22 protein-coding genes are annotated in these 21380 nt (G+C 71.9%); 10 read left to right on the forward strand and 12 right to left on the reverse strand.

Features of this window, described 5'->3' with window-relative positions; all coding sequences use genetic code 11:
• Positions 1–7: 7 nt before the first annotated feature.
• From amrb99_RS05355 to amrb99_RS05365, 3 genes are all read left to right on the forward strand, one after another.
• Positions 8–1249: an MFS transporter gene (locus amrb99_RS05355; protein WP_190853025.1), complete on the forward strand. Its 1242-nt coding sequence runs from the start codon at positions 8–10 to the stop codon at positions 1247–1249.
• A 117-nt stretch (positions 1250–1366) separates the two neighbouring features.
• Positions 1367–3418: a right-handed parallel beta-helix repeat-containing protein gene (locus amrb99_RS05360; RefSeq protein ID WP_190853027.1), complete on the forward strand. Its 2052-nt coding sequence runs from the start codon at positions 1367–1369 to the stop codon at positions 3416–3418.
• 168 nt (positions 3419–3586) lie between these two features.
• Positions 3587–4153, forward strand: a complete 567-nt coding sequence (locus tag amrb99_RS05365) for a G5 domain-containing protein (protein ID WP_190853029.1) — start codon at positions 3587–3589, stop codon at positions 4151–4153.
• Positions 4154–4450: 297 nt separating this feature from the next.
• Here the strand turns inward: amrb99_RS05365 and amrb99_RS05370 are convergent, their stop codons facing one another.
• A complete protein-coding gene (locus tag amrb99_RS05370) occupies positions 4451–5878 on the reverse strand; it encodes a cytosine permease (RefSeq protein WP_190853031.1) in 1428 nt (475 codons plus the stop codon).
• 102 nt (positions 5879–5980) lie between these two features.
• On the opposite strand from amrb99_RS05370, the gene amrb99_RS05375 reads away from it, so the two are divergent.
• Positions 5981–7537: a helix-turn-helix domain-containing protein gene (locus amrb99_RS05375; RefSeq protein WP_190853033.1), complete on the forward strand. Its 1557-nt coding sequence runs from the start codon at positions 5981–5983 to the stop codon at positions 7535–7537.
• Between the two features lie 26 nt (positions 7538–7563).
• Here the strand turns inward: amrb99_RS05375 and amrb99_RS05380 are convergent, their stop codons facing one another.
• The 4 genes from amrb99_RS05380 to amrb99_RS05395 all read right to left on the reverse strand — a co-directional run bounded on the left by amrb99_RS05380 (position 7564) and on the right by amrb99_RS05395 (position 11215).
• On the reverse strand, positions 7564–8454 hold the full coding sequence (locus amrb99_RS05380) for a polysaccharide deacetylase (RefSeq protein ID WP_241755267.1): 891 nt from the start codon (positions 8452–8454) through the stop codon (positions 7564–7566).
• A gap of 44 nt (positions 8455–8498) precedes the next feature.
• On the reverse strand, positions 8499–9629 hold the full coding sequence (locus amrb99_RS05385) for an NADH:flavin oxidoreductase (RefSeq protein ID WP_190853035.1): 1131 nt from the start codon (positions 9627–9629) through the stop codon (positions 8499–8501).
• Between the two features lie 56 nt (positions 9630–9685).
• Complete coding sequence (locus tag amrb99_RS05390; RefSeq protein WP_190853036.1) at positions 9686–10282, reverse strand: urea carboxylase-associated family protein; 597 nt, start codon at positions 10280–10282, stop codon at positions 9686–9688.
• 78 nt (positions 10283–10360) lie between these two features.
• Complete coding sequence (locus amrb99_RS05395) at positions 10361–11215, reverse strand: LysR family transcriptional regulator (protein WP_190853038.1); 855 nt, start codon at positions 11213–11215, stop codon at positions 10361–10363.
• Positions 11216–11355: 140 nt separating this feature from the next.
• Here amrb99_RS05395 and amrb99_RS05400 point away from each other — a divergent pair, with 140 nt between their 5' ends.
• Positions 11356–12315 carry an NADP-dependent oxidoreductase gene (locus amrb99_RS05400; protein ID WP_190853040.1) on the forward strand — a complete coding sequence of 320 codons (960 nt, stop codon included), beginning with the start codon at positions 11356–11358 and terminating at the stop codon, positions 12313–12315.
• Positions 12316–12418: 103 nt separating this feature from the next.
• Here amrb99_RS05400 and amrb99_RS05405 read toward each other — a convergent pair whose 3' ends face one another.
• Positions 12419–13057, reverse strand: a complete 639-nt coding sequence (locus amrb99_RS05405; RefSeq protein WP_190853043.1) for a TetR/AcrR family transcriptional regulator — start codon at positions 13055–13057, stop codon at positions 12419–12421.
• Between the two features lie 176 nt (positions 13058–13233).
• Here amrb99_RS05405 and amrb99_RS05410 point away from each other — a divergent pair, with 176 nt between their 5' ends.
• The 3 genes from amrb99_RS05410 to amrb99_RS05420 all read left to right on the forward strand — a co-directional run bounded on the left by amrb99_RS05410 (position 13234) and on the right by amrb99_RS05420 (position 15987).
• On the forward strand, positions 13234–14220 hold the full coding sequence (locus amrb99_RS05410; RefSeq protein WP_190853045.1) for a Rieske 2Fe-2S domain-containing protein: 987 nt from the start codon (positions 13234–13236) through the stop codon (positions 14218–14220).
• Between the two features lie 36 nt (positions 14221–14256).
• Positions 14257–15360 carry a dihydrodipicolinate reductase gene (locus amrb99_RS05415; protein WP_190853048.1) on the forward strand — a complete coding sequence of 368 codons (1104 nt, stop codon included), beginning with the start codon at positions 14257–14259 and terminating at the stop codon, positions 15358–15360.
• A 165-nt stretch (positions 15361–15525) separates the two neighbouring features.
• Positions 15526–15987 (forward strand): hypothetical protein, encoded by a 462-nt coding sequence (locus amrb99_RS05420; RefSeq protein WP_190853050.1) that lies wholly within the window; start codon positions 15526–15528, stop codon positions 15985–15987.
• A gap of 311 nt (positions 15988–16298) precedes the next feature.
• Here the strand turns inward: amrb99_RS05420 and amrb99_RS05425 are convergent, their stop codons facing one another.
• The 5 genes from amrb99_RS05425 to amrb99_RS50640 form a co-directional block, all read right to left on the reverse strand.
• The gene (locus amrb99_RS05425; RefSeq protein WP_190853053.1) at positions 16299–16919 is read right to left on the reverse strand and encodes a dihydrofolate reductase family protein; all 621 of its coding nucleotides are present in this window, start codon (positions 16917–16919) and stop codon (positions 16299–16301) included.
• On the reverse strand, positions 16919–17419 hold the full coding sequence (locus tag amrb99_RS05430; RefSeq protein ID WP_190853055.1) for an SRPBCC family protein: 501 nt from the start codon (positions 17417–17419) through the stop codon (positions 16919–16921). The genes amrb99_RS05425 and amrb99_RS05430 overlap by 1 nt, the downstream gene beginning before the upstream one ends.
• Before the next feature lie 3 nt (positions 17420–17422).
• On the reverse strand, positions 17423–17767 hold the full coding sequence (locus amrb99_RS05435) for a metalloregulator ArsR/SmtB family transcription factor (RefSeq protein ID WP_190853057.1): 345 nt from the start codon (positions 17765–17767) through the stop codon (positions 17423–17425).
• A 94-nt stretch (positions 17768–17861) separates the two neighbouring features.
• Positions 17862–18329 (reverse strand): hypothetical protein, encoded by a 468-nt coding sequence (locus amrb99_RS50635; RefSeq protein ID WP_241755268.1) that lies wholly within the window; start codon positions 18327–18329, stop codon positions 17862–17864.
• On the reverse strand, positions 18326–18979 hold the full coding sequence (locus amrb99_RS50640) for an FAD-dependent monooxygenase (protein WP_241755269.1): 654 nt from the start codon (positions 18977–18979) through the stop codon (positions 18326–18328). Before amrb99_RS50640 ends, amrb99_RS50635 begins: the two co-directional genes overlap by 4 nt.
• A 53-nt stretch (positions 18980–19032) precedes the next feature.
• Here amrb99_RS50640 and amrb99_RS05445 point away from each other — a divergent pair, with 53 nt between their 5' ends.
• The gene (locus tag amrb99_RS05445; RefSeq protein WP_190853060.1) at positions 19033–19725 is read left to right on the forward strand and encodes a TetR/AcrR family transcriptional regulator C-terminal domain-containing protein; all 693 of its coding nucleotides are present in this window, start codon (positions 19033–19035) and stop codon (positions 19723–19725) included.
• 48 nt (positions 19726–19773) lie between these two features.
• Here amrb99_RS05445 and amrb99_RS05450 read toward each other — a convergent pair whose 3' ends face one another.
• The gene (locus amrb99_RS05450; protein WP_190853063.1) at positions 19774–20070 is read right to left on the reverse strand and encodes a glyoxalase/bleomycin resistance/dioxygenase family protein; all 297 of its coding nucleotides are present in this window, start codon (positions 20068–20070) and stop codon (positions 19774–19776) included.
• Between the two features lie 352 nt (positions 20071–20422).
• Here amrb99_RS05450 and amrb99_RS05455 point away from each other — a divergent pair, with 352 nt between their 5' ends.
• Complete coding sequence (locus amrb99_RS05455; RefSeq protein WP_190853066.1) at positions 20423–21247, forward strand: MarR family transcriptional regulator; 825 nt, start codon at positions 20423–20425, stop codon at positions 21245–21247.
• Positions 21248–21380: the final 133 nt, after the last annotated feature.

The following is a 21380-nucleotide window of genomic DNA, read 5'->3' on the forward strand; positions in this document are numbered from 1 at the left end:
TGACGCCATGGCGACCATCACCAGGATCCGACCCCGCGCCCTCGTCCGCGCCTCCGGAGGCCCCCGCTATGCCGTCGCGCTGGCCGTGGACGCGCTGGGCACCGGCCTGCTGCGGCCCTTTCTGCTGCTCTATGGCGTGACGGTATTGAAGCTGTCCGCGACGGTCACCGGCGCCGCCATGACCGTCGGCATCGTCGCGGGTCTGGTGTGCATGCCCGCGGTGGGCCGATGGTTGGACAGCGGCGCACGCAGCACGGTCGTGGCGGCGGCGATGCTGGTGCGGGTGCTGGGCGTGGCACTGCTTCTGGCCGCCCCGGCGGGGCACGTCTGGCTCTTCGCGGCGGCGGCGCTCTTCCTCGGCATCGGTAATCAGGCATGGCCTGCCGCCCACGCCGCACTCGTGGCAACGGTCGCCCACGGCCGAGAACGCGACACCGCCCTCGCGGCCGCCCGCGCCCTGCGCAACGCCGCCCTGGGCGTGGGGGCACTGCTCGCCACCGCATGCCTGGCGGGCGGCACCACCGCGCTGCGGGCGCTCGCAGCCGTCACCGCGCTCGCGTACCTCGCCGCAGCGGCCTTGGCGTGGTCGGTCCACGTGCACGCACATCCGGCGAAGGCCGTCCCGGCCGAGGACCGGGACGACGAGCCCGCGCCCCGGATGCTCGCCCTCCTCGCCGCCAACGTGGTCTACGTCTTCTGCCTCAACGTCCCGGAGATCGCGATACCGCTGGTCCTGGTGACGCGGTTCCACGCGTCCCCCGTGTGGCCGGCAGCGGTCTTCGTTGCCAACACGGTGCTGGTGGTCACCCTGCAGGTGCCCGTCACCGTCCTGATGTCCCGCTTCTCCCGGCGGACCGTACTGGCGCTGTCGGGCGTGGTCCTGGCCGCGTCCTACCTCGGCTTCCTCGCGGCCGCCTCGCTCGGGCACGGCCGGGGCACCCCGGCCGTCGCCGCGGTGTCCGTGGTCTGCACGATCGGCGAGATCATCTATGCCGGCAGCGCCACCGCGCTCGTCACCGCGCTCGCACCGGCCCGCGTCCTGGGACGCGCCCTCGCCCGCTTCCAGCTCTCCACGGGCTTCGGCCTCGCCGTCTCACCGGCGGTCATCACCGCTCTGGCCGCCCTCGGCCCGGTCGCCCTCTGGGGCGGCCTCGCCGCCGCGACGCTCGTGTCCGCCTCCGCCGTCGCCGCCGAGAGGGACCGAGTACCACGGCCCGGCGGGCGCCGCCGGGTGCGAGCGGTCTCGTGAGCTGAAGATCGATACCAGTCTTGTTGTGAGACTTCCTCGGATTTGATGATCGTGCTTCTATGACACCGAGCAAGCGTTCGGGGGATCAAGGTCAGGCGCCGAGCGAGGGAGCACCGGATGGGCCTGCGGTTTCTCGGGAGATGGTGGGCGCCCCTGGCGGCCATGGCCGTGCTGGTCCTCGGCATGGCGCAGGCGGCGCAGGCGCACATCGAACGCCCGTCGTACTGGCCCTCTCCCGGTCCCGACTGCTCCGTCAGCCCGTGCGCGGGCGGCAAGGTGCCGACGCCCCGGAGCCTCGCGTCGGCCGTCGAGACGGTCCCGCGGAGCACGACCCGCGTCGTGTGCCAGCCGGATTCGCTGAAACGGCTGGACGCCTCGATCAAGCGGGCGCTCAAGTCGGGCTACAACGTCCGCCCCCACGACCACCGGACGCTCGGCGCCACCGAGGCCAAGAACCTGCAGCGGATCAACCGGACGCTGTTCGACCGGTGCCGGTACAGCGAGATCCAGCCCGCGGTGACCGATTCGCGGAACAACGACCGGGTCGTGGTGCTGCCGGGCGTCTACACCGAGCCCACGGCGCGGAAGAAGCCGACCCACGACCCCGCGTGCGACCAGTACAAGCTGAGCACGGGCGCGTACTCCTACCTCGGCGAGTACACGTGCCAGAACGACGCCAACCTGATCGCCGTGCTCGGCCGGTCCCCCGGCACCGGCAAGGACCCGGACCCGCCGCTCGTCGACCGGCACGGCATCCCCAACCGGGGCGCGTGCGTGCGCTGCAACCTCCAGCTCGAAGGGGCCGGCGTCAGCGCCGACGACGTGGTCGTGGACGCCGGCGACCCGTCGTCCGGCAACGGCGGCCCCCGCAATTCGGCGAAGGACGTGGGCATCCGCGCCGACCGGGCCGATGGTTTCGTGCTGCGGAACCTGACCGTCCGGCACGCCAACGAGCACGACATCTACGTCCTCGAGAGCAACGGGTACCTGCTGGACAGCTTCAAGACCTTCTACGCGGGCGAGTACGGCGTGCTCACGTTCGTCGAGGACCACGGCGTGATCCAGAACTGCGAGGCGGCCGGCAACGGCGACTCCGGGCTGTATCCCGGGTCGGGCGCGAAGACCGGGGCGGGACGCGACGAGAGCGTCTACCCGGCCGCGCGCTACAGCCAGGAGATCCGCTACTGCGACTCGCACCACAACACCAGCGGCTATTCGGGCACCGACGGCAGCGCCACGTGGGTGCACCACAACAACTTCTACGGCAACGCCCTCGGCTTCACCACCGACGTGTTCACCGCCGCCGGGCATCCGGGTTTCCCGCAGCAGGGCGACCTCGTCGAGAAGAACGACTTCTCCTCCAACAACTTCAACCCGTACCTGGCGGACAGCGACGTCGTGCCGACCGTGCCGGTCCCCGTGGGGAGCGGGATGTGGATCGCCGGCGGTGACGACAACGTCGTCCGGAACAACACCTTCCGCGACAACCGGCGGCGCGGGGCCATGCTGTTCGCCGTCCCGGACGCGTTCGTCTGCGCCGACAAGCCCATGACGGGCTGCGACCCGCTGAAGCTGTCCACCTCGCACCGCAACCAGTTCTACGGCAACAAGATGACCGGAAACGGCGTGGACTTCTGGTGGGACGCCTTCCCCGGCAATTCCGGCAACTGCTGGTACTCCAACGGCGCCGTCACCACCTCACCCGGCAACCTTCCGGACTGCCTGAACGGCAAGGCGCCCTTCCTCAGCATCGGGTTCGGCAACCTGGGCAACGAACTCGAACTGCTCACCTGCATGTCCAACCTGAAGCCCGGCGGCCCGTGCCCCTGGTTCAAGACCCCGGGGGCCACCGCCCCGGCCGCGAACAGGACGGCGTCCGCCGGCGACCCCCACGACCCCGGGACGAGCGAACTCGACGACGCGATGCTCGCCGCGATGACCTGCCATTCCTGGGAGGAGATGACGACCGGTCAGCGCGACCACATGCTGGCCAGGATGGCGGTGTTCATGGGCGGCCAGATCGACCATCCGGGCGCGCGCGGCACCACGCTGAGCAACCAGAAGGCGACCGGAATGCTCAACAACGCCTGCGGGCTGTCCTTCGCGGGGCCGTTCAAGCTCTACAAACTCTACGCCCGAGCGGCGGCCTTCCCTCTGCAACTCCCGTAACGCGTCAAAGGAACTGCGGTCCGGTCACCGCCTTCTGCAATCCGGCGCGGTGACCGCGGCCCGGTCCGTATTTACCCGGTACTTCACGCTGAACATGGCCTGAGCCGGGCAGTTCCCTTGACCGGCCGTGTCAACGGTCAGCATGATCCAGTCCCTACGGAGGGACTCATGCGACACTTCACGCTGGTTGCCTTGGCCGTAAGCGGCCTGCTCACGTTCAGCGCCTGCAAGGCGGACCCCTCGCCTTCGGCAGCGGTCTCGCCGATATCGAGCCCGGCGAATTCCGCTTCCCCGGCTGCATCCACATCGGCGACGCCCAAGGTGCCGGCCGAGAAGAAGAAGGTCACCGTGACCCGGAAGATCCCCTTCACCACCCGGAAGGTGCGCGATCCATCCCTCGCCAAGGGAACCACCAAGGTGAAGCGGCATGGCGTCACCGGCGTCAAGACCCTCACCTATGAAGTGACCCTCCGCGACGGTGTGGAGATCAGCAGGAAACTGCTTCACGAAGAGACCACCAAGACCCCGGTCTCGAAGATCATCGCCATTGGCGCCAAGCCCACGTCGACGTGCGACCCCAACTACAGCGGCGCGTGCGTGCCCATCGCGAGCGACGTCGACTGCGCCGGCGGCAGCGGCGACGGGCCCGCCTACGTCCAGGGCCCCGTCCGCGTGATCGGCAGCGACATCTACGACCTGGACCGCGACGGCGACGGCATCGGCTGCGACACCTAGCCCGGCGCGGGCGGGCGGTGGGTGCCGTCTCATGCGGGCAGGTGCGGGCGCAGGCGGGCAAGGGCCTGTTCGGCGCCGCCCTCGGCGGCGAGCGCGGCCATGAACGGTCCCTCCGCGCAGCGCGACGTGACCAGGACCGGGATGCCCCGGGTGAGGCAGGTCCGGATCTCGGCGAGGACGCCGGGGGTGGGGTTGCCCGTACCGAGCGCCTGGACGACGAGACCGTGGCGTCCGGTGCGGACGCGTGCCGCTGGGCACCGGTGAGCACCACGGTCCGCCCGGGAGGCAGAACTCCCATCAGGACACCGCCTCGGCCGCCACCGCCGCGTCGGCCGCGGCCTGCCGCCGCGTCCGGACGGCCAGGGCGTAGTAGAGCCCGCCCGCGACGAGGCCGCCCGACAGCCAGGAGAAGTCGGTGTGGCCCAGCGTCCGCGCGAGCGGTCCCTGCAGCGCCGGCACCATGCCGAACTGCCACGCCCATCCGGCCAGCAGTCCCAGTGCCAGGCTGACCAGCGCCGGTCCGCCGCGGCCGCCGCCGCGGTACAGGGCGGCCACGTCGACGCGGCCGCGCCGCAGGACGAAGAAGTCCACCAGGCACACGGCCGCCCACGGGCTGATCCAGACCAGGATGGACGACATCCAGTTGTCGAAGGCCTGGGCGAAGCTCTCGGCCTGGAGGAACACCGCGAGGACGAGGGAGGCGACCGTCCCCGCCGCCAGCGTCACCTTCCAGCGGGCGGCCCGGATGCCGATCGACAGCGCGGCGAGGGAGCAGGAGTACAGGTTGAGGATGTTGGTCGCGACCGGCCCGTGCATGATCAGCAGCAGGACGGGCACCGCCATCACCCCGAAGGTGCCGGTCACCAGGCTGGAGGGGTCGCTGCCGCCGCCCGCGCCGGCCAGGCAGGCGCCGAGCGCGGCCAGCCACACCGTCGGGACGTACATGCCGAGGGCGGTGGACCAGAACACCGACCGGTCGGAGGCGCCCGTGCGGACGAAGCGGCTGTAGTCGGCCGAGTACGGCAGCCAGGTGATCCCCCAGCCGATGCCGATGGCGGTGAGCAGCTGGGTGACGGCGGTGACCTTGCCGCCGGTGGTCGTGGCGGTCGCGGCCGTCCAGTGCGGGTCGGAGTGCGCCAGCGCGAGGACGGTCATGACCGCCATCACCACCACCGTGGCCGGGACGGTGTACTTCTCGAAGGTGCGGATGGCGTAGAACCCGTACAGCGCCAAGGTCAGCTGGACGGCCATGATGAGCCCGGCCACCAGGTACCTCAGCCCGGTGCCGCCGTGCACGCCGATCTGCCCGAGGATCTCGATGACCAGGTCGAGCACCACCCAGGTGTTGACGCCGACCCAGCCCGTGGTGAGCAGTCCCTGCACCAGGCCGGGGACGAGGGCGCCGCGCCGGCCGAACGGCCCGCGGCCGAGGACCATCTGGTTGACGCCGGTGCGGTGGCCCATCACGTTGAACAGCCCGAAGACCGCGCAGCCGACCACGTTGCCGAGGGCGATGACCGTCAGCGTCTCCACGAGGCTGAGGCCGAGGGTGACGCCGAGCGCGCCGAGCACCCAGTTGATGGGCGCGATGTTGGCGCCGCACCAGATCCAGAACTGCTGCCATGGCGTGGAGTCGCGCGAGGACGCGGGGATGGGGTCGATGCCGTGCTCGTCGAAGCGGACCGCCTCGGGCCGGACGCTCTGTGCCGGATCGTTGTCGAACATGGTTCCTCCGTCCGTGATGTGACACACAAAAGCACCGAGCCCCGACGATGCGAAGTGGAGGAACCTCTATTGATGAGGGCTCCGACTGTATAGATTCACACCATGTTCACTCTGCGGTCCCTACTGGCGGACGAGACCCTGGAACTGCGGGTCCTGGTCCCAGGACCTCCGGGCGCGCTGGACGAACCGGCCGCCTGGGTCCACAACACCGAGCTGCCCGACCCGTCGCGCTACGTGCGCCGGCGCGAGCTGGTGCTGACCAACGGGCTGTGGAGCGACCGCGTCACCGCCGCCGAGTTCGTCGCCGGCGTCCGGCGCGCCGAGCCGGCGGGCCTGGTGTTCGGCCTGCGGCCGGAGTGCCCCGTGACGCCGGACGACCTGGTCCGCGCCTGCGAGGAGGCCGGCGTGCCGCTGCTGGAGATCTCCGCGGCGGTGCCGTTCACCGCGATCTCGCAGGCGGTGGCCGCCCACTACACCGAGGAGCGGCAGGGCGCGCTCGTCGGGCTGGTCCGCCGGGGCGAGGCGCTGGCGACGGCGATCTCCCAGGGCGCGGGCGCCTCCGGGGTGCTGCGGGTGCTGCGCCGCGACCACGAGCTGCCGCTCGCGGTCGTCGACCGGATGGGCCGCCTGCTCGCGTCGGCCGGAGCCGAGCTGGAGCCCGCGCAGCTCCACACGGTGGCCACCGGTCTGGCGCGCCGCCCGCCGCCTCTGGAACTGGACCTCGGCGCCGCGGGCAGGGCCGCGCTGTACCTGGTCGGGGCGGTCGGCGAGGCCGACGCGGCACTGGTGTGCCTGCGCCCGGTCGCCGACCTCGCGCGCGTCGAGCAGGACGCCCTGGAGCAGGCGGCCCGCTTCCTCAGCCTGGAGGTCGCGAAGAAGCAGGCGATGCAGGCGATCGAGCAGCGATTCGCCGGGGAGCTGCTGGAGATGGTGCTGTCGGGCGGCAGCCGCGCGGCAGAGGTCCCCGGCCGGCTGCGCGCGTTCGGGGTGGACGCCGACGGGCCGCTGGCGGTGTGGGCGCTGGCGTTCGCCGGCGCCGAAGCGACCCTGCCCGGGCTCGCGGAGGCGGCCGGCGAGTTCTTCGCCGCCGCGGGCGTCCCGGCCGTGGTGGCGGGCGGGTCGCAGGACGTGGTGGCCGTCCTGGCGTGGCGGCACGGCGAGCGGGAATCGGCGCCGCTGGCCGAACGGCTCGTCGCGACGGTCACCGGCCGCTTTCCCGGGCACCGGCCCGTGGTCGGCCTCGGCGGGGTCGTCCACCACTCGGACGGGCTGCGCGAGTCCCTCGTCCGGTCCCGGGAGGCGTGCCGGGCCCTGCGGCAGGGCCGTCCCGGACGCGCCGTCCAGACGTTCGCCGAGCTCGGCGCGCACCGGCTGCTGCTCGGCATGCAGGACGCCGAGACCCTGCGGACCCTGTCCGACGGCGTGCTCGCCCCGCTGCGCGAGCACGACGCCGGCCGGGGCGCCGACCTGGAGGCCACGCTGCGCGCCTTCCTGGACCACGACGGGCACTGGTCGGCCACCGCCGCGGCCCTGCACGTCCACGTCAACACGCTGCGCAACCGGCTCGCCAAGATCACCGAGCTGACGGGCCGGGACGTGACCCGCACCGCCGACCGCGTCGATCTGTTCCTCGCCCTGCAGGCCGCCGGCATGAAGTGACGGCCGCGCTTCCCGGGTCGCGCCGCTCAGTCCGGGTGGACCTCCGGGTCGACCTTGGGCCGCTCGTGCGGGCGCACCCGGACCGCCGGGTCGGCGAGGGCCGCCGCGGCGACGTCCCGGCAGCGCGCGAACGTCACATCCGCGCACTCGCGGGCGTACTCGATGAGGTGCCGCAGCGCCAGCGCGCGCCCGGGACGTCCCGACAGGAACGGATGCGAGCACAGATTGAACAGGCACCGGTAGGCGCGCATGCCGTCCAGCTCCGCGCGCCACAGCTCCAGCGCCTTGCGCGGTGACTCGATCACCGACCCGATGTTCGGTTCGGGCAGGTAGGCGTACTGCTCCCAGTCGTCCAGCGACCAGTGCACCGGCAGCTCGACGATCTCCCCGGCCGCCGTCCCGACCCGGTACGGCCGGTCGTCCCCCATCAGGGACGAGTCGTAGCGCAGCCCGTACTCCGCGACCAGGTCCGTCGTCAGCCAGGACGCCTCCCACAGCGCCGCGCGGAATCCGGTGATCTCGATGCCCTGCGCCGCGAACACCTCCAGGGCCCGGACGAAGTCCGCGCGCTCCTCGTCCGGGCTCATCGACGTGGGCGGGCGGTGCGCGTAGGAGTGGTGCGCCACCTCGTGGCCGCGCTCGACGATCGACGCGGCCAGGCCGGGACGGCGCTCGGCCACCCAGCCCGGCACGAAGAACGTCGCCGGCACCTCCATCTCGTCCAGCAGGTCCAGGATGCGGGGCAGCCCCACGTCCGGGCCGTAGGACTGGTGCGACATCGTGCTCGCGTGCCGGGCGTAGCGTCCGCCGTGGGCGAGGATCGGCGTCTCGGCGTCCACGTCGAAGGTCAGCGTCGCCACCGCCGCAGCGCCGCCATGCCAGCTTCCGGCCCCGTCTCCGCCCATGACCTCGTCCATGTCCGTATCCGTCTCTCGTCCGCGCCCGGCCGCCGGCTGCTCCGTCAGACCTTCGCCTCGAGCACTCGGCGCTTGCTCCGGACGTTCTCCAGCGTGACCATCGGCTCCAGAAGCGTACGGTCGAAGCGCTCCAGCTCCGTGCCCTCCGCCAGGCGGCGCGGCAGGTCCGGGTTGACCAGGGCGCCGCGGGCCACGGACACGAAATCGGCGTGCCCGTCCCCGATGACCTGCGCCGACAGCTCCGCGTCGTGCATCCCGCCGTTGGCGATCACCGGGAGCCCGGTCACCCGGCGGGCCTGGCCCGTGATGGTGAGCCCGCCCTCCAGCTCCGCCGTCTCGATCCAGTTGCGGCCCTCGCTGGCGATGTGCAGGTACGTCGCGCCCGCCTCGGCCAGCGCGGCGAAGATCACCTCCCCGTCGTGGACGCCGCCCGGCCAGCGGTACTGGAAGTCGTTCACCTTCGTCTGCGACAGCCGCACGCCGACGCACCAGTCCGGGCCCACCTCGGCGCGGATCGCTTCGACGACCTCCGCCGTGAGCCGCACGCGGTTGGCGACCGGCCCGCCGTAGGAGTCCTCGCGCAGGTTGGTGTAGTCGGTGAGGAACTGGTCCAGCAGGTACCCGTTGGCGGCATGGATCTCCACGCCGTCGAACCCGGCCTCGCGGGCGTTCACCGCCGCCGCGGCGAACCCGGCCACGGCCTCCTCGATGTCGGCGGAGCCCATCTCCCTGGGCACCGGCCATCGGCCCGTCCCGCCGTACTCGGGCATCATCACACCGAGCGGCCTCACCGCCGACGGGCCTATCGTGTCATCGCGGTGCGCGTTGCCCTGCGACAGCGCGCCCGCGTGCATCAACTGCGCCACGATGAGGCTCCCGGCCTCGTGGACCCCCTCGGTGACGTCGCGCCACGCCGCCACGTGCCGCGCCGACACCAGCCCCGGCTGGTTGAGATAGCTCTGGCTGTAGACCGCGTCGGTGTAGATCCCCTCGGTGAGGACGAGGCCGAACCCGCCTCGCGCGAACTCGGTGTAGTAGGCGGCCATCTCGGGCGTCGGCGTGCCCTCCGGCCCGGCCGACACCCTGGTCATCGGCGACACCGCCAGCCGGTTGGCCGTCCGCAGGTCTCCGATGCGCCCCGGCTCCAGCGCGGGATGGCTTCCCTGAACGTTCATCGCTCTTCCTCTCATCTCTCGGTGTCACGGCCGCTTCCCGGCGATGCGCCGGGGCGTCACCACACGTCGATCGCCAACGGCGTCGGCCGGCCGTTGTTGATGCCGACCATGTCCTGCGGGCACGCCGACACCACGACCACGCAGTCCATGGCCGCCTCGAAGGTGATCGCGTCCCCGGCCCGGCTCTCGGCCGGCAGCCACCGCAGCCGTCCCGACTCCTGCACGGGTATCCGCATGAACACGTTGACCGGCTGCGGCGTGACGGCGACGTCGAGGCCCAGCTCCGCCAGCGCCAGTTCCAGGTTCCGGGCGCACGAGCGGTGGCCGGGCACGCCCAGCGCCGCGTAGCGCGCCGGGTCGCAGGCGGCGATCAGCATGTCGTGCGAGCCCGGCGAGGTGTCGTCGGCCAGGACGAGGATCGGCCTCCGCCGATCGGTGACGAACGGCTCCCCGATCTCCGGGAAGAGCCGGCTCGTCCCGCTGCGGGTGTGCGCGGCGCTCAACCGCTCGCGCGGATCGTCGGCGGCGAAGGCGAACAGGTCGCCGACCTGCCCGCCCTCCAGGTCCACCACCCGCACCCGCTGCCCGGCGGCCACGCGGACCGCCCGGCCTTCCCCGGCGGGCACGACCGTCCGCTCTGTCGTCAGCTCCATGCCGCAAGCACACCACCGGCCAGACCCGCACGGCCATGGATCTTTCTCTACCGTTCGGCGCACCCAATGGATGTTCCTCTAGTCCGCGCTCATCCCCCGCGACTCGGCGACGGCCACCGCCGCGCGCACCAGCGCGGCCACGGCACGGCTGCGGGACCGCTCCGGCCAGGCGATCACCAGCGAGGCGGGAGGACAGTCCTCGACGGGGACGTACGCCACCGCCCGCCGGGGATACCGCACGGCGACCGATCTCGGGAGCAGGGTCACCGCGTCCCCGAGGCCGACGAGCGCGAGCAACTGCGCGAGGTCCCGCACGCCGTGCTCGCCGATGTCGCGCTCCGCCCGTTCGTCGACGTCCTCGGGACCGATCCCGAGGTCGGCGAGCCGTACGCGGGAGGCCCCGGCGAGGGCGTGGTCCGCGGGCAGCGCGGCCACGCGGGGCTCGGTCGCGACCACGTCCGCGTCGATGCCGTCCGGATCGTAGGGGGCGAACATCAGCGCGGCGTCGGCCTCGCCCGCGCGCAACAGCCGCGTATGCTCCCGCCATCCGCACAGCCGGACGGCGACGGGTCCGGCGTCGGGCTCGGCGGCCGCCGCGGCGAGAACGTCCTCCAGCAGGCCGCCGTCGGCGTCCGCCTTGACGGCGAGCAGCACGCCGCGATCCGGCGCGGACGCCCGTACGGCACGGCGGACCGCCGCGTCGAGAGCCTCCAGAGCGGGCCGCGCATGAGCCAGGAGCACGGCGCCGGGCTCGGTCAACTCGACCACTCGCGTGGAGCGCTCGAACAGCCGCACGCCGAGCTCGCCCTCGAGGTTGCGGATCGCTCGTGACAGCGCGGGTCCGGCGATGCCGAGCCGTGCCGCGGCGCGCGTGAAGTTGCCTTCCTCCGCGACCGCGACGAAGTAGCGCAGGGCCCGGGACTCCGCCGGCATGCATCTCACACTATTGCCCGATCGGCATCGTTATTGCTGCCTCTTCGTTCATGGTCGGTGCCGGATCGATCCTTCCCGGAGGCCAGGCCGCTCCCGCAGGCTGAGGCGACGGCAGGCCCACTGCGGAACGGAGAAACGGCATGCGAGCCATCGGCATCGAGCATTTCGGTGATACGCCCGCCCTCAAGGAGGCGCCCGTCCCCGAGCCCGGCGGCGGCGAGGTGCAGGTCGCCGTCGAAGCGGCGTCGACCAACCCGCTGGACCTGGCCATCGCCTCCGGGGCGCTGGCGTCACTCGGCGAGTACCGGTTCCCGCTGACGCTCGGCATGGACGGCGCGGGCACCGTGACCGCGATCGGCGACGGCGTCACGGAGTTCGGCGTGGGAGACCGCGTCTTCGGGCAGTTCTGGGGCCGGCCGCTGCGGTCGGGCACGTTCGCGGAGGTCGCGGTGGTGCAGGCGGTGCCCGCGTTCGGCGCGCTGGCGCGCGTCCCCGACGGGCTGCCGAGCGGTGCTGCCGCCGCGCTGCCGACCGCCGGCATGACCGCGCTCGGCGCGATCGACGCCATGCGCGTGCCCGAGGGCGGCACCGTGGCGATCCTCGGCGCGACGGGAGGCGTCGGCACCTTCGCGGTCCAGGCCGCCGCCGCCCGTGGAGTCCGCGTCATCGCCACGGCCTCCGCGCAGGTCGCAGGGGCGGTGCGGGATCTGGGCGCCACCGAGATCGTCGAACGCGGTGCGGAGCCCCTCGACCGGGCACTGCGGAGGCTCGCGCCGGACGGCGTCGACGCGATCCTCGACACCGTCGGCGACCGCTCCCTCACCAGCAGCGTGGCCGGTGCCGTACGGGACGGCGGAGCGCTGCTGTCGATCGCCTTCGGCGTGGACGAGAAACTCCTCGCCGACGAACGCATCCGTGCCGCCGACTACCGGCTCGATCACAAGCCCGAGCGGCTCGCCGAGCTGGCGAGGCTCGCCACCGCGGGCGCCATCCGGCCCGTCATCGGCGCGACGCTCTCCTTGGAAGAGGCACCGCGCGCCCTCGCCGGAGGCATCGAGTTCACGGGCATGCGCGGCAAGACCGTCCTCCAGGTGCGCTGACCTCAGAAGATGCCGGTGGCCGGCCGGGTCTTGGAAGCCGGTCTCAGGGCCGGCCGATCGATCGCCGGCCGACTCGAACGGCGGGATCGAGACCGCTCGGCGCTCAGGAGGCGGCGCCGGTGAGCAGCCAGCGCAGACGGGTCGTCAGTTCCTCGATGACCGTGTCGGCCTGCCGGTCCCGTGCCGTGCGGACCCAGTCGTCGAGCCAGACCTGCAACGCCGAGACGATCATCCCCGCGGCCACGCGCGGGCGGATGCCGGGCAGCTCGCCGGCGGCGATGGACGCCTCGACGCCGCTCGCGAGCGTGTCCAGGCCGGAGCTCCAGACCGTCCGCTGAACCCCGCGGCCGCCGTCCGCGCCGCTCGCCCACCCGGACCCGGCCCGGAGGTTGAGGTCGAGGTAATCGTCGTGCTCGGTCAGGAACCGGGCGACGGTCGCGACCCCGGTGAGGAGGCGTTCGAGGGGCGACGTCGCCGTCCGCGTCGCCCTGTCGACCTCGGCGAGGAGCGCCCGCATCCGCTCGTCGTGCAGGGTGTTCCAGATATCGAGCTTCCCCGAGAAGGTCTTGTACACCGTCGCGAGGGACACACCGGCCGCCGCCGCGATCGACTCCATCCGCGCGTCGTTGAATCCGGACTTGCTGAACTCCCGCTCGGCCGCGGCGAGGATCTGCCGCTGGTACATCCGCCGGCGCGCGTCCCGGATGTCGGGCACCGCGGCCGGGCTGTCATCGAGGTGCATGGTCCTCCACTGCGCCCGTACGGCTCCGCCGCGCACCGCGCGGTCCGCCGTCCGAGCGCGTGCACGGATCGTTTCCAGAGGGGTTGTCCTCATCGTAGCGTCTCGCTACTCTGACTGCAGAATCGCCATTCTGTTTTCCGAAGTAATCATTACTGGCGCGAGTCCGGAGGTGCCCCGTGGCGAAGCCGACGCTGTCGATGAAGCCCACCGGCTGGTTCCAGGTCGCGTGGTCGGCCGAGATCGGGAAGGGCGACGTCACCCGGATGACGTACTTCGGCCGCGACCTGGTCGCCTGGCGCGGAGAGTCGGGGCAGGTGACCGTCATGGACGCCTACTGCGGGCATCTGGGCGCGCACCTGGGCTACGGGGGAACGGTCGTCGGCGACCGCCTCCAGTGCCCGTTCCACGGCTGGGAGTGGACGGCGGAGGGCCGCAACGCGTGCATCCCGTACGAGACCCGGCCGAACCTCGGCGCCCGGATCCGGACCCTGCCGACGGTCGAGCGCAATGAGGCCGTCTACGTCTGGCACGACGTCCACGGACGCCCGCCCCACTTCGACGTCCCCGACGTCTTCACCGCATGGGACGACGGCGTCACCGCGGACGACTACCACCCGGCGTTCCCCGACTCGACGCTGTTCCGGGATCGGCTGGAGCTCCATCCGCAGTACGTCCTGGAGAACGGCGTCGACTTCGCGCACTTCAAGTACGTGCACAAGGTCCCGATCATGCCGGTGTTCACCCGCCAGGACTTCGACGAGCCGGTCTCCTACGTCGACTTCACCATCACCTTCGACGACTCGGTGACCAGCATCGACGACGCCGGCAGCGGTGTGCACGCCATCAACGCCGGGCTCGGCGTGGCGGTCACCAAGAGCTGGGGAATGGTCGACAACCGGACCGCGTCGGCGGTCACGCCGGTCGACGACCGCACCTGCGACGTGCGCTTCTCCGTCTGGATCGCCCGCCGGCCCGGCAAGGACGAGGCGGCCGAGCGCGCCTCGGCGCGGCGCAACGCCCAAGGCGTCATCGACCAGTTCCTCGCCGACATCGAGATCTGGTCGCACCAGCGCTACGCCGACCCCGCCAGGCTCGTCCGCGACGAGCACGCCGGCTTCACCGCGCTCCGCGCCTGGGCCGAGCAGTTCTACCCCGTCGAATGACGGCGCCGGGTTCCGTCTCCATGAAAGGCAGAGGCCATGACCTCAGATCGCACATCGCCCATCCGCGTCTTCCAGGTGGCCACCGGCAATGTGGGCACCGAGATGATCCGGCGGATCGGCAGGCATCCCGACCTGGAGCTCATCGGCGTGCACTGCTACACCCCGGAGAAGATCGGGCGAGACGTCGGCGAGCTCGCGGGCGGCGACCCGATCGGGGTCGTGGCGACCGGATCGGTGGAGGAGATCATCGCCGCCGCGCCGGACGTCGTCACCTTCCACGGGGTGTTCCCGGACGAGGCCCTCTACGAGCGCGTGCTGGAAGCCGGCATCGACATCGTCACCACAGCGGACTGGATCACCGGGCACCACCGCGACCGGAACCATCCGCACCCGTCGGGCCGGCCCGTCAGCGAGGTCCTGGCCGACGCCTGCCGGCGCGGCGGCGCCACCTTCTACGGCACGGGCATGAACCCCGGCCTCTGCCAGATCCTGGGGGTCGTGCACTCCGCCGACGTCGCCGAGATCGAGAACGTCACCGTCATCGAATCGGTCGACGTCTCCTGCCACCACTCCGCCGCCACCTGGGTCGAGGTCGGCTACGGGCGTCCCGTCGACGACCCCGCGCTGCCCGCGATGCTGGAGAAGTACACGCGGGTGTTCGCGGACTCGATCTACATGATGGCCGACTGCTTCGACCTCCGGCTCGACGACGTCGCCTTCTCCTACGAGATGGGCGCCTGCACCAAGGACGTCGACCTCGGCTGGTACCGGCTGCCCAAGGGCTCGCTGGGCGCCAGCTACATCAAGTACCAGGGCGTCGTCGACGGCGTCCCGCGGATCGAGGCCCACCTCGAATGGCAGATGACCCCGGACACCGACCCCCGCTGGGACGTCAAGGGCTGCTACATCACCAAGATCCAGGGCGACCCCGTGATCTACAGCAAGCACATGATCCTGCCCAAGCCCGGCACCGACTTCTCCTCCCCCGAAGCCTTCGCCTCGATCGGCATGACCGTCACCGGGCTCCCCGCCCTCAACGCCATCAGAGCCGTCGTCGACGCACCTCCCGGCATCCTGACCAGCGCCGACATGCCGCTGCGCGGCTTCGCCGGCCGCTTCGCCGGCACGGCGAGCGGCTGATCGCCGCAAGGCGCGCCACGTCCGGCCTCCCCGCGAGCTCCGCTGCCCTCCGAGTGGCGAGCAGGTACGCATCATCGAACTCGGCTCAATCTGTGTACTCGGGCGCGGGCACCTGAGTACGAGCGCTCATGCGCCCGCTCGGCCCGGTCGGCCACTCTCGGGGGCATGGAGATGACTCGGAGGCCCGGACGAGAAGCGTGGAGCGAGGCCCGATCCGGTGCCGCGGCGTGGGCCCGCCGCCTGCTGTGGACGCAGGTCGCGGCGCTCGGAGTGCTGTGGCTGCTCCCGAACGCGACGGTGGCCGCCGTGGTGGTGAGGGACGGGATCCCCCATGACGGGAGCGCGGCCTGGCTGCTGATCCCGATGATCTACACGGCGCCGCTGCTCCTGCTCACCGTGCCCGGCGCCGTGCTGGCCGCGCGATGGCGTCCCGAGCGCCGCGGCGTCCACATCACGATCATGGCCTGGGAGTCCGTGTTCCTGGCGGCCTGCGCCCTGAGCCTGGTGCTCCCCCCGGTGAGAATGGCGCTCATGATGCTCGTCGCGATGCCTCCGGTGCTGGTCGTCGAGGCGCTCGCCGGCGCCGCCGTCCTGGTCATCCTGCTCCGGGTCCGGCAGGGCAGGTGACCGGATCGTCCGCAGGATCCCGCCGGCCTCACGCCTGGGTTAAGGTCCCTGCCATGGAAGCCGAGCATCCCCTTGTGCGGGAGGTCTTCCCTGAGCTCGTCACCGAGCTGGTGGCTTTGCTGGAGGAGGAGGGCGAGCGCGACCTCGTGCGAAGGGCATGCTCAACCTCGACGTCGTCAACGGGCGGATCATGTACGTCGAGGTGATCTACCGGCCGTCGCTGCATGACCGCCGACGGGACGAGGAGAGATAGTCGAGGCCCCCTAGTCACCGTGCCGCTGACCTCGGCGAAAACGTTGAGGCCGAGGTGGTTACCGCTTTCGGACGGTGTAGGTCAGGTGCGTCACCTTCGCGGAGGGCTCCGAGCGGACCTGCTCCAGGGCCACGCGGGCGGCGTCCACGCCCTCGAACAGGCGGATTCCGGCGCCGAAAAGCACGGGCGACAGCGCGATCGTGAACTCGTCGACCAGGCCGGCGTTCACGTACTGCAGGATCGTCGCGCCGCCGCCCGCGATGCGGACGTCGCGGTCGCCGGCGGCCTCGCGGGCCTGGTCGAGCGCCGTCTCGATGCCCTCGTCGACGAAGTGGAAGGTGGTCCCGCCCGGCCGCTCCCAGGGGTCGCGCTTCTCGTGCGTCACGACGAAGACCGGCGTGTGGAACGGCGCCTCCTCCGGCCACATCCGCTCGCCGGCGTCGAACATGCGCTTGCCCATCACGCTCGCGCCGGTGCGCTCGAACGTCTCCCGCACGATGTCGTTGTCGCGCCCTTCCTCACCGCCCCCGCCGAGCTTCAGGTTCTCGCGGAAGAACCGCTGCGGGAAGATCCACTGCTGCAGCTCCATCCACTGCCGCCCCATCAGCTCCTCGCTGGACTCGGGCGCGATGAACCCGTCCAGCGACATCGAGACGCTGAAGAACACCTTTCCGGCCATCAGTCCTCGGCTCCCTTCGAAACGATCTCGGTGATGTAGGCGGCCAGGTTGCCCAGGGTCTGCCGGCCGCCCTCGACGGCGTGGTACTTCTCGACCGCCTCGTCGCGCAGCTCCTTGGTGGGGAACACCGTGCGCATCTCGATCCGGGTCGCCGCGCCGTCGGGCGCGAACGTCAGGACCGACTCGAAGGCGTTCGGATCGCCGCGGGACTCACCGTGCAGCAGCGCGATCCGCTCCGGCGGGGCGATCTCGGTCCAGGAGATCCATTCCTGGAAGTCCGTCCCGTCCGGCCCGTGCATGACGAAGTCCCACTCCCCGCCCACGCGGAACTCGAACGCCCGCGTGGTGGTGGTGAACCCGTCCGGCCCCCACCACCGCGACAGGTGCCGCACCTCGGTGAACGCCTCGAACACCAGCTCGCGCGGGGCGTCGATGACCCGGGAGATCACGACCTCGCGGTCGGCCGTCGCGGATCGCGCCGGCGCTCCTCGTCCCGTCATTCGCTACTCCCCCTCCTGCCTTGCCTGCTTGAGGTCCTGCACGTAGGCGTCCAGGCGGTCGAAGCTCTCGTTCCAGAACCGCTCGAACCCGCCGGTCCACTCATGGACCGGCCGCAGCCCGCGGGCGTCCAGGCCGTACAGGCGCTGCTTGCCCGCCTTGCGGTCCCGCACCAGCCCGACCTCCCGGAGCACCCGCAGGTGCTTGGACGCCCCCGGCTGGGTCATGCCCAGTTCCCGGGCCAACTCGGTCACCGGCCGCTCGCCCGCCCGCAGCAGCACCAGGATCTCCCGGCGCTGCGGCTCGGCGATCGCGTTGAAGACGTCCGACGTCGTCGCTGCTCGTGCCATGACCGCAATCATATGCCCATATCGGCATGCGTCAACCGAGACGGACGGGAACCTGTGCAGGCTTCGCCTTCGGGGGTTCTGGAGGGGGCGGCGGTCAGGACGGCTGGACCTCGTCGAAGAGGGCGATGGCTTCGGCGGGGTCCGGGCTCACGAGGCGTTCGAGACCGGCCATCGTCATCGTCGCCCACCTGCCGGCCCGTGCCCACATCCGTTCCTCGAAGGCGCGGACGGCCTCGTCCAGATCTCCGGGACAGGTGGCGACGGCCTCGGCGAGTTCGGCGCCTTCCAGCATCGCGAGGTTCGCGCCCACCCCCAGAGGAGGCATCAGGTGGGCGGCGTCCCCCAGGAGCGTCACCCCAGGGACGTGGCCCCAGGTGTGGTGCGCGGGCAGGACGTAGAGGGGGCGATGGACGAAGGCAGTGCCGTGGTGGAGAAGCTCCAGGACGGGAGCGGCCCAGCCGTCGAACAGAGCCAGCAGGCTCGACCGCAGGGCCTCGACATCGGCCGGATCCAGATCCGCGTGCCAGTCCACCGGCGCGCGGAACTGGGCGTACACCTTCACGTGGCCGCCGCTGTTGCGCTGGGCGACGAGGGCGCGGTCGCGCCGTACACGGCCACGGAACCGTCGCCGACCAGGCGGGCGAGGTCGGGGTGGCGGGCGTCGACGTCGTCAAGGGAGGTCTCGACCGCGGTGACGCCGGTGTAGTGCGGTGTCGCGGGCGAGAGCGCGGGGCGGACCCGGGACCAGGCTCCGTCCGCGCCGACGACGAGGTCGAACGTCTCCTGCCGCCCGTCCGTGAAGTGGACCAGCACGCCGTCCCCGGGGACCGGCACCACCTCCGTCACGCGGCGTCCCCACTGGACGTCCAGGGGACCGAGCAGCAGGTCACGGAGCTGCCCGCGGTCGATCTCGGGATTGGCCCGGTCGTCCGGGCGGGGCCGCCAGTCGCGCAGGACGGTCCCGTCGGTGTCCAGGATGCGCATGGCCTGCCCCTCGGGACGCGACAGGGTCTCGAACTCCGCCAGCAGTCCCGCCTTGTCCAGCGCGAGCTGGCCCAGTCCTTCGCGCAGGTCCAGCGTGCCGCCCGGGGGACGTGCGTCGGGGGCGGGATCGCGTTCCAGGACGGTGACGGGGTGCTCGTGGCGGTGCAGCACGCGGGCGAAGGTCAGCCCCGCGGGCCCGGCCCCGACCACGGCGATACGGCGTCTCATGTCGATACACTGTTTTGATCTCGTACGCTGTATCGCAACTGTACGGTGTAGGCATGACTGTGTGGGACCGCCCGGAGCCGCCGACCCGCCCCGCCCCGCTCGACCGGGAGCGGATGGTCGCCGCCGCCATCGCGCTCGCCGATGAGGGCGGGCTGGAGGCGGTGTCGCTGCGCAAGGTCGCCGCCCGGCTGGACACCGGCCCGATGCGGCTGTACGGGTACATCTCGTCCAAGGAGGAGCTGTTCGACCTCATGCTGGACGAGGTCTACGGCGAGATCCTCCCCGAGGAGCGGCCCGGTGACTGGCGGGAGGCGCTGCGCGACCGCGCCCACCGCACCAGGGAGGCCGCCCTCCGCCACCCATGGCTGGCCGACCTGCTCGGCGGCCGTCCGACCCTGGGCCCCAACGCCCTCGCCGTGGCCGAGGCCACGCTGGCCGCCCTCGACGGCGTCGCCGACCTCGACACCGTCACGCGCTCCGTCGAGACCGTCAGCGCCTACCTCACCGGCGCGATCAGGCGCGAGATCGCGAACCTGCGCGCCGAGCGCGCCACGGGCCTGTCCAAGCGCGACTGGCAGCGCGCCGCTGGCCCGCATCTGAGCAGGATGCTGGACACGGGCCGGTTCCCGGCGCTGGCCAGGTTCGTGCACGACGGCACGGAGGTGGACGCCGAGACGTCCTTCGCGACCGGGCTGGACTGGGTGCTCGACGCCGTCGCCGCCAAACTCGCCCCTCCGCCGGCGTGACCCCCGGCTCCCGCCGAAGGTGGGCGAGGCCGGCGCCGGGTCCGGATGTCACCGGACGGCCGCGACGACCACCTCGACGGCGCGGCCGTCCGGGTCGTGCAGGACGTGCCGCCCCGGCTCCAGCGTCGGCGTCGCCCCGGTGGTGAAACCCAGGCGCAGTCCGCCGGTCGGCTCGCGTGCGCCGGCCGGGTAAAGCTCGAACACCATGCCGTCGTCCAGGACGGCGGCGTAGTGGGCCGGACCGGAACCATGCCGTTCCGGGTGCAGGCGCAAGCCGAGCCCGGCGTAGAACGCACGGCACTCCTCGAGCCGGTCGGTGTAGATCACGGTCAATGTGCAGCGCATGGGGTCCTTCCGGATGCGGTGCCGTGTCGATGCGGAAACGGGGTCCGGTGCCTGAACAGGCCGTCCACCCCGGCGGCGATCAGTGCGCGGGCGCGCTCCGCGGCCTCGTCCGGCCGCCCGTCCAACTGCACGTCGAGTTTCACTGACCGATCTCCGTTCCGCGCGGCGCCGAGGGTTCGCCGGCCCGATCGTCCACGACGCTGGTTCCGGGCTGACAGGACGTCTACATCAGGAAGCGCGCAGAATTCCAGAATCAGGTGGCGACGAGTTGTCGGATCCGGGCCGGGTCGTTCGTAGCCAGGGTGAGAGGCTGCCCGCGAGGGCGCAGTCACGACCACAGGAGATGCCGACGATGACGCACCCGCAGACCAAGGTCCACCGAATCTTCGAGCTCATCGAGCCGATCGCCACCGTCACCTTCTCCGAGGTGCCGAACGAGGCTTTCCTCGCCCTCGGCATGCGCGACTACTGGGACGGATACTTCGCCGGCCGGGCCGCGCCGCTGGGCCTGGCGCCGGCCGAGGTGGTGCACGCGGTCTTCTACAACTTCGCCGACGGCGAGGTGGCGCGGCACATCCCGTGGGTCTGGGGGAAGACCACCCCGCAGGAGGCGATCGCCGTGCGCGAGCGCGGCAGCGCCGCCGCGCTGCGGCAGATGATCGGGGAGCTCGCCGACTCCCCCGGCCTGGCGCGGGCCGCCGACCTCGCCACGCGGGCAGCGGTCAGCGCGCCGAAGGAGGGCCGGGTGCTGTACGCCGGGCTCCGGGCGCTCGACGTGCCCCAGGCGCCGGTGCCCAGGCTCTGGCACGCGACGACGCTGCTGCGGGAGCACCGCGGGGACGGCCACAACGCCGCCCTCGTCGCGCATGGCATCGGCGGCACCGAGGCCCACGTCCTCCTCGCTCTCTCCCTCGGGATGAGGGCGGAGGAGTTCGGCCGGCTCCACCACCTGCCCAAGGCGCACCTGGCCGCCGTCGTCGACGGGCTGCGCGGGCGCGGCCTCGTGGACGCCGACGGCGGGTTCACCGAGGCCGGCCGGCGGACCAAAGAGCGGATCGAGGCTCTCACCGACGAGCTGGCGACGCCGCCCTACGACGTACTCGGCGCCGACGAACTCGACGAGCTGATCGCGGAGCTCGAGCCGATCGCCGCCGCGGTCCAGGCCGCCGACGGCTGAGCGGCGAGCGCCGCCGACGTTGAGCCGACTCTCTCCTTAGGGCCCTGACCGGCACAGCACGGGCACCCCTCCAGCAGCGGGAGTCTCGCAGCGGCTCCATGGCACGGGTGGAACGGGCTGGAACGCCGTCATG

The organism is Actinomadura sp. RB99, from assembly GCF_014706005.1.
Lineage (GTDB): Bacteria > Actinomycetota > Actinomycetes > Streptosporangiales > Streptosporangiaceae > Spirillospora.

What these genes read in the sequence shown, in the direction of transcription:
- amrb99_RS05430 (WP_190853055.1), bottom strand. Translation starts at nt 17,419, where the DNA reads ATGACGGGACGAGGAGCGCCGGCGCGATCCGCGACGGCCGACCGCGAG.
- amrb99_RS05425 (WP_190853053.1), bottom strand. Translation starts at nt 16,919, where the DNA reads ATGGCCGGAAAGGTGTTCTTCAGCGTCTCGATGTCGCTGGACGGGTTC.
- amrb99_RS05415 (WP_190853048.1), top strand. Translation starts at nt 14,257, where the DNA reads ATGACCTCAGATCGCACATCGCCCATCCGCGTCTTCCAGGTGGCCACC.
- amrb99_RS05420 (WP_190853050.1), top strand. Translation starts at nt 15,526, where the DNA reads ATGGAGATGACTCGGAGGCCCGGACGAGAAGCGTGGAGCGAGGCCCGA.
- amrb99_RS05370 (WP_190853031.1), bottom strand. Translation starts at nt 5,878, where the DNA reads ATGTTCGACAACGATCCGGCACAGAGCGTCCGGCCCGAGGCGGTCCGC.
- amrb99_RS05380 (WP_241755267.1), bottom strand. Translation starts at nt 8,454, where the DNA reads ATGGACGAGGTCATGGGCGGAGACGGGGCCGGAAGCTGGCATGGCGGC.
- amrb99_RS05355 (WP_190853025.1), top strand. Translation starts at nt 8, where the DNA reads ATGGCGACCATCACCAGGATCCGACCCCGCGCCCTCGTCCGCGCCTCC.
- amrb99_RS05365 (WP_190853029.1), top strand. Translation starts at nt 3,587, where the DNA reads ATGCGACACTTCACGCTGGTTGCCTTGGCCGTAAGCGGCCTGCTCACG.
- amrb99_RS05435 (WP_190853057.1), bottom strand. Translation starts at nt 17,767, where the DNA reads ATGGCACGAGCAGCGACGACGTCGGACGTCTTCAACGCGATCGCCGAG.
- amrb99_RS05395 (WP_190853038.1), bottom strand. Translation starts at nt 11,215, where the DNA reads ATGCCGGCGGAGTCCCGGGCCCTGCGCTACTTCGTCGCGGTCGCGGAG.
- amrb99_RS05400 (WP_190853040.1), top strand. Translation starts at nt 11,356, where the DNA reads ATGCGAGCCATCGGCATCGAGCATTTCGGTGATACGCCCGCCCTCAAG.
- amrb99_RS05385 (WP_190853035.1), bottom strand. Translation starts at nt 9,629, where the DNA reads ATGAACGTTCAGGGAAGCCATCCCGCGCTGGAGCCGGGGCGCATCGGA.
- amrb99_RS05405 (WP_190853043.1), bottom strand. Translation starts at nt 13,057, where the DNA reads ATGCACCTCGATGACAGCCCGGCCGCGGTGCCCGACATCCGGGACGCG.
- amrb99_RS05455 (WP_190853066.1), top strand. Translation starts at nt 20,423, where the DNA reads ATGACGCACCCGCAGACCAAGGTCCACCGAATCTTCGAGCTCATCGAG.
- amrb99_RS50640 (WP_241755269.1), bottom strand. Translation starts at nt 18,979, where the DNA reads ATGAGACGCCGTATCGCCGTGGTCGGGGCCGGGCCCGCGGGGCTGACC.
- amrb99_RS05390 (WP_190853036.1), bottom strand. Translation starts at nt 10,282, where the DNA reads ATGGAGCTGACGACAGAGCGGACGGTCGTGCCCGCCGGGGAAGGCCGG.
- amrb99_RS05360 (WP_190853027.1), top strand. Translation starts at nt 1,367, where the DNA reads ATGGGCCTGCGGTTTCTCGGGAGATGGTGGGCGCCCCTGGCGGCCATG.
- amrb99_RS05375 (WP_190853033.1), top strand. Translation starts at nt 5,981, where the DNA reads ATGTTCACTCTGCGGTCCCTACTGGCGGACGAGACCCTGGAACTGCGG.
- amrb99_RS05450 (WP_190853063.1), bottom strand. Translation starts at nt 20,070, where the DNA reads ATGCGCTGCACATTGACCGTGATCTACACCGACCGGCTCGAGGAGTGC.
- amrb99_RS05445 (WP_190853060.1), top strand. Translation starts at nt 19,033, where the DNA reads ATGACTGTGTGGGACCGCCCGGAGCCGCCGACCCGCCCCGCCCCGCTC.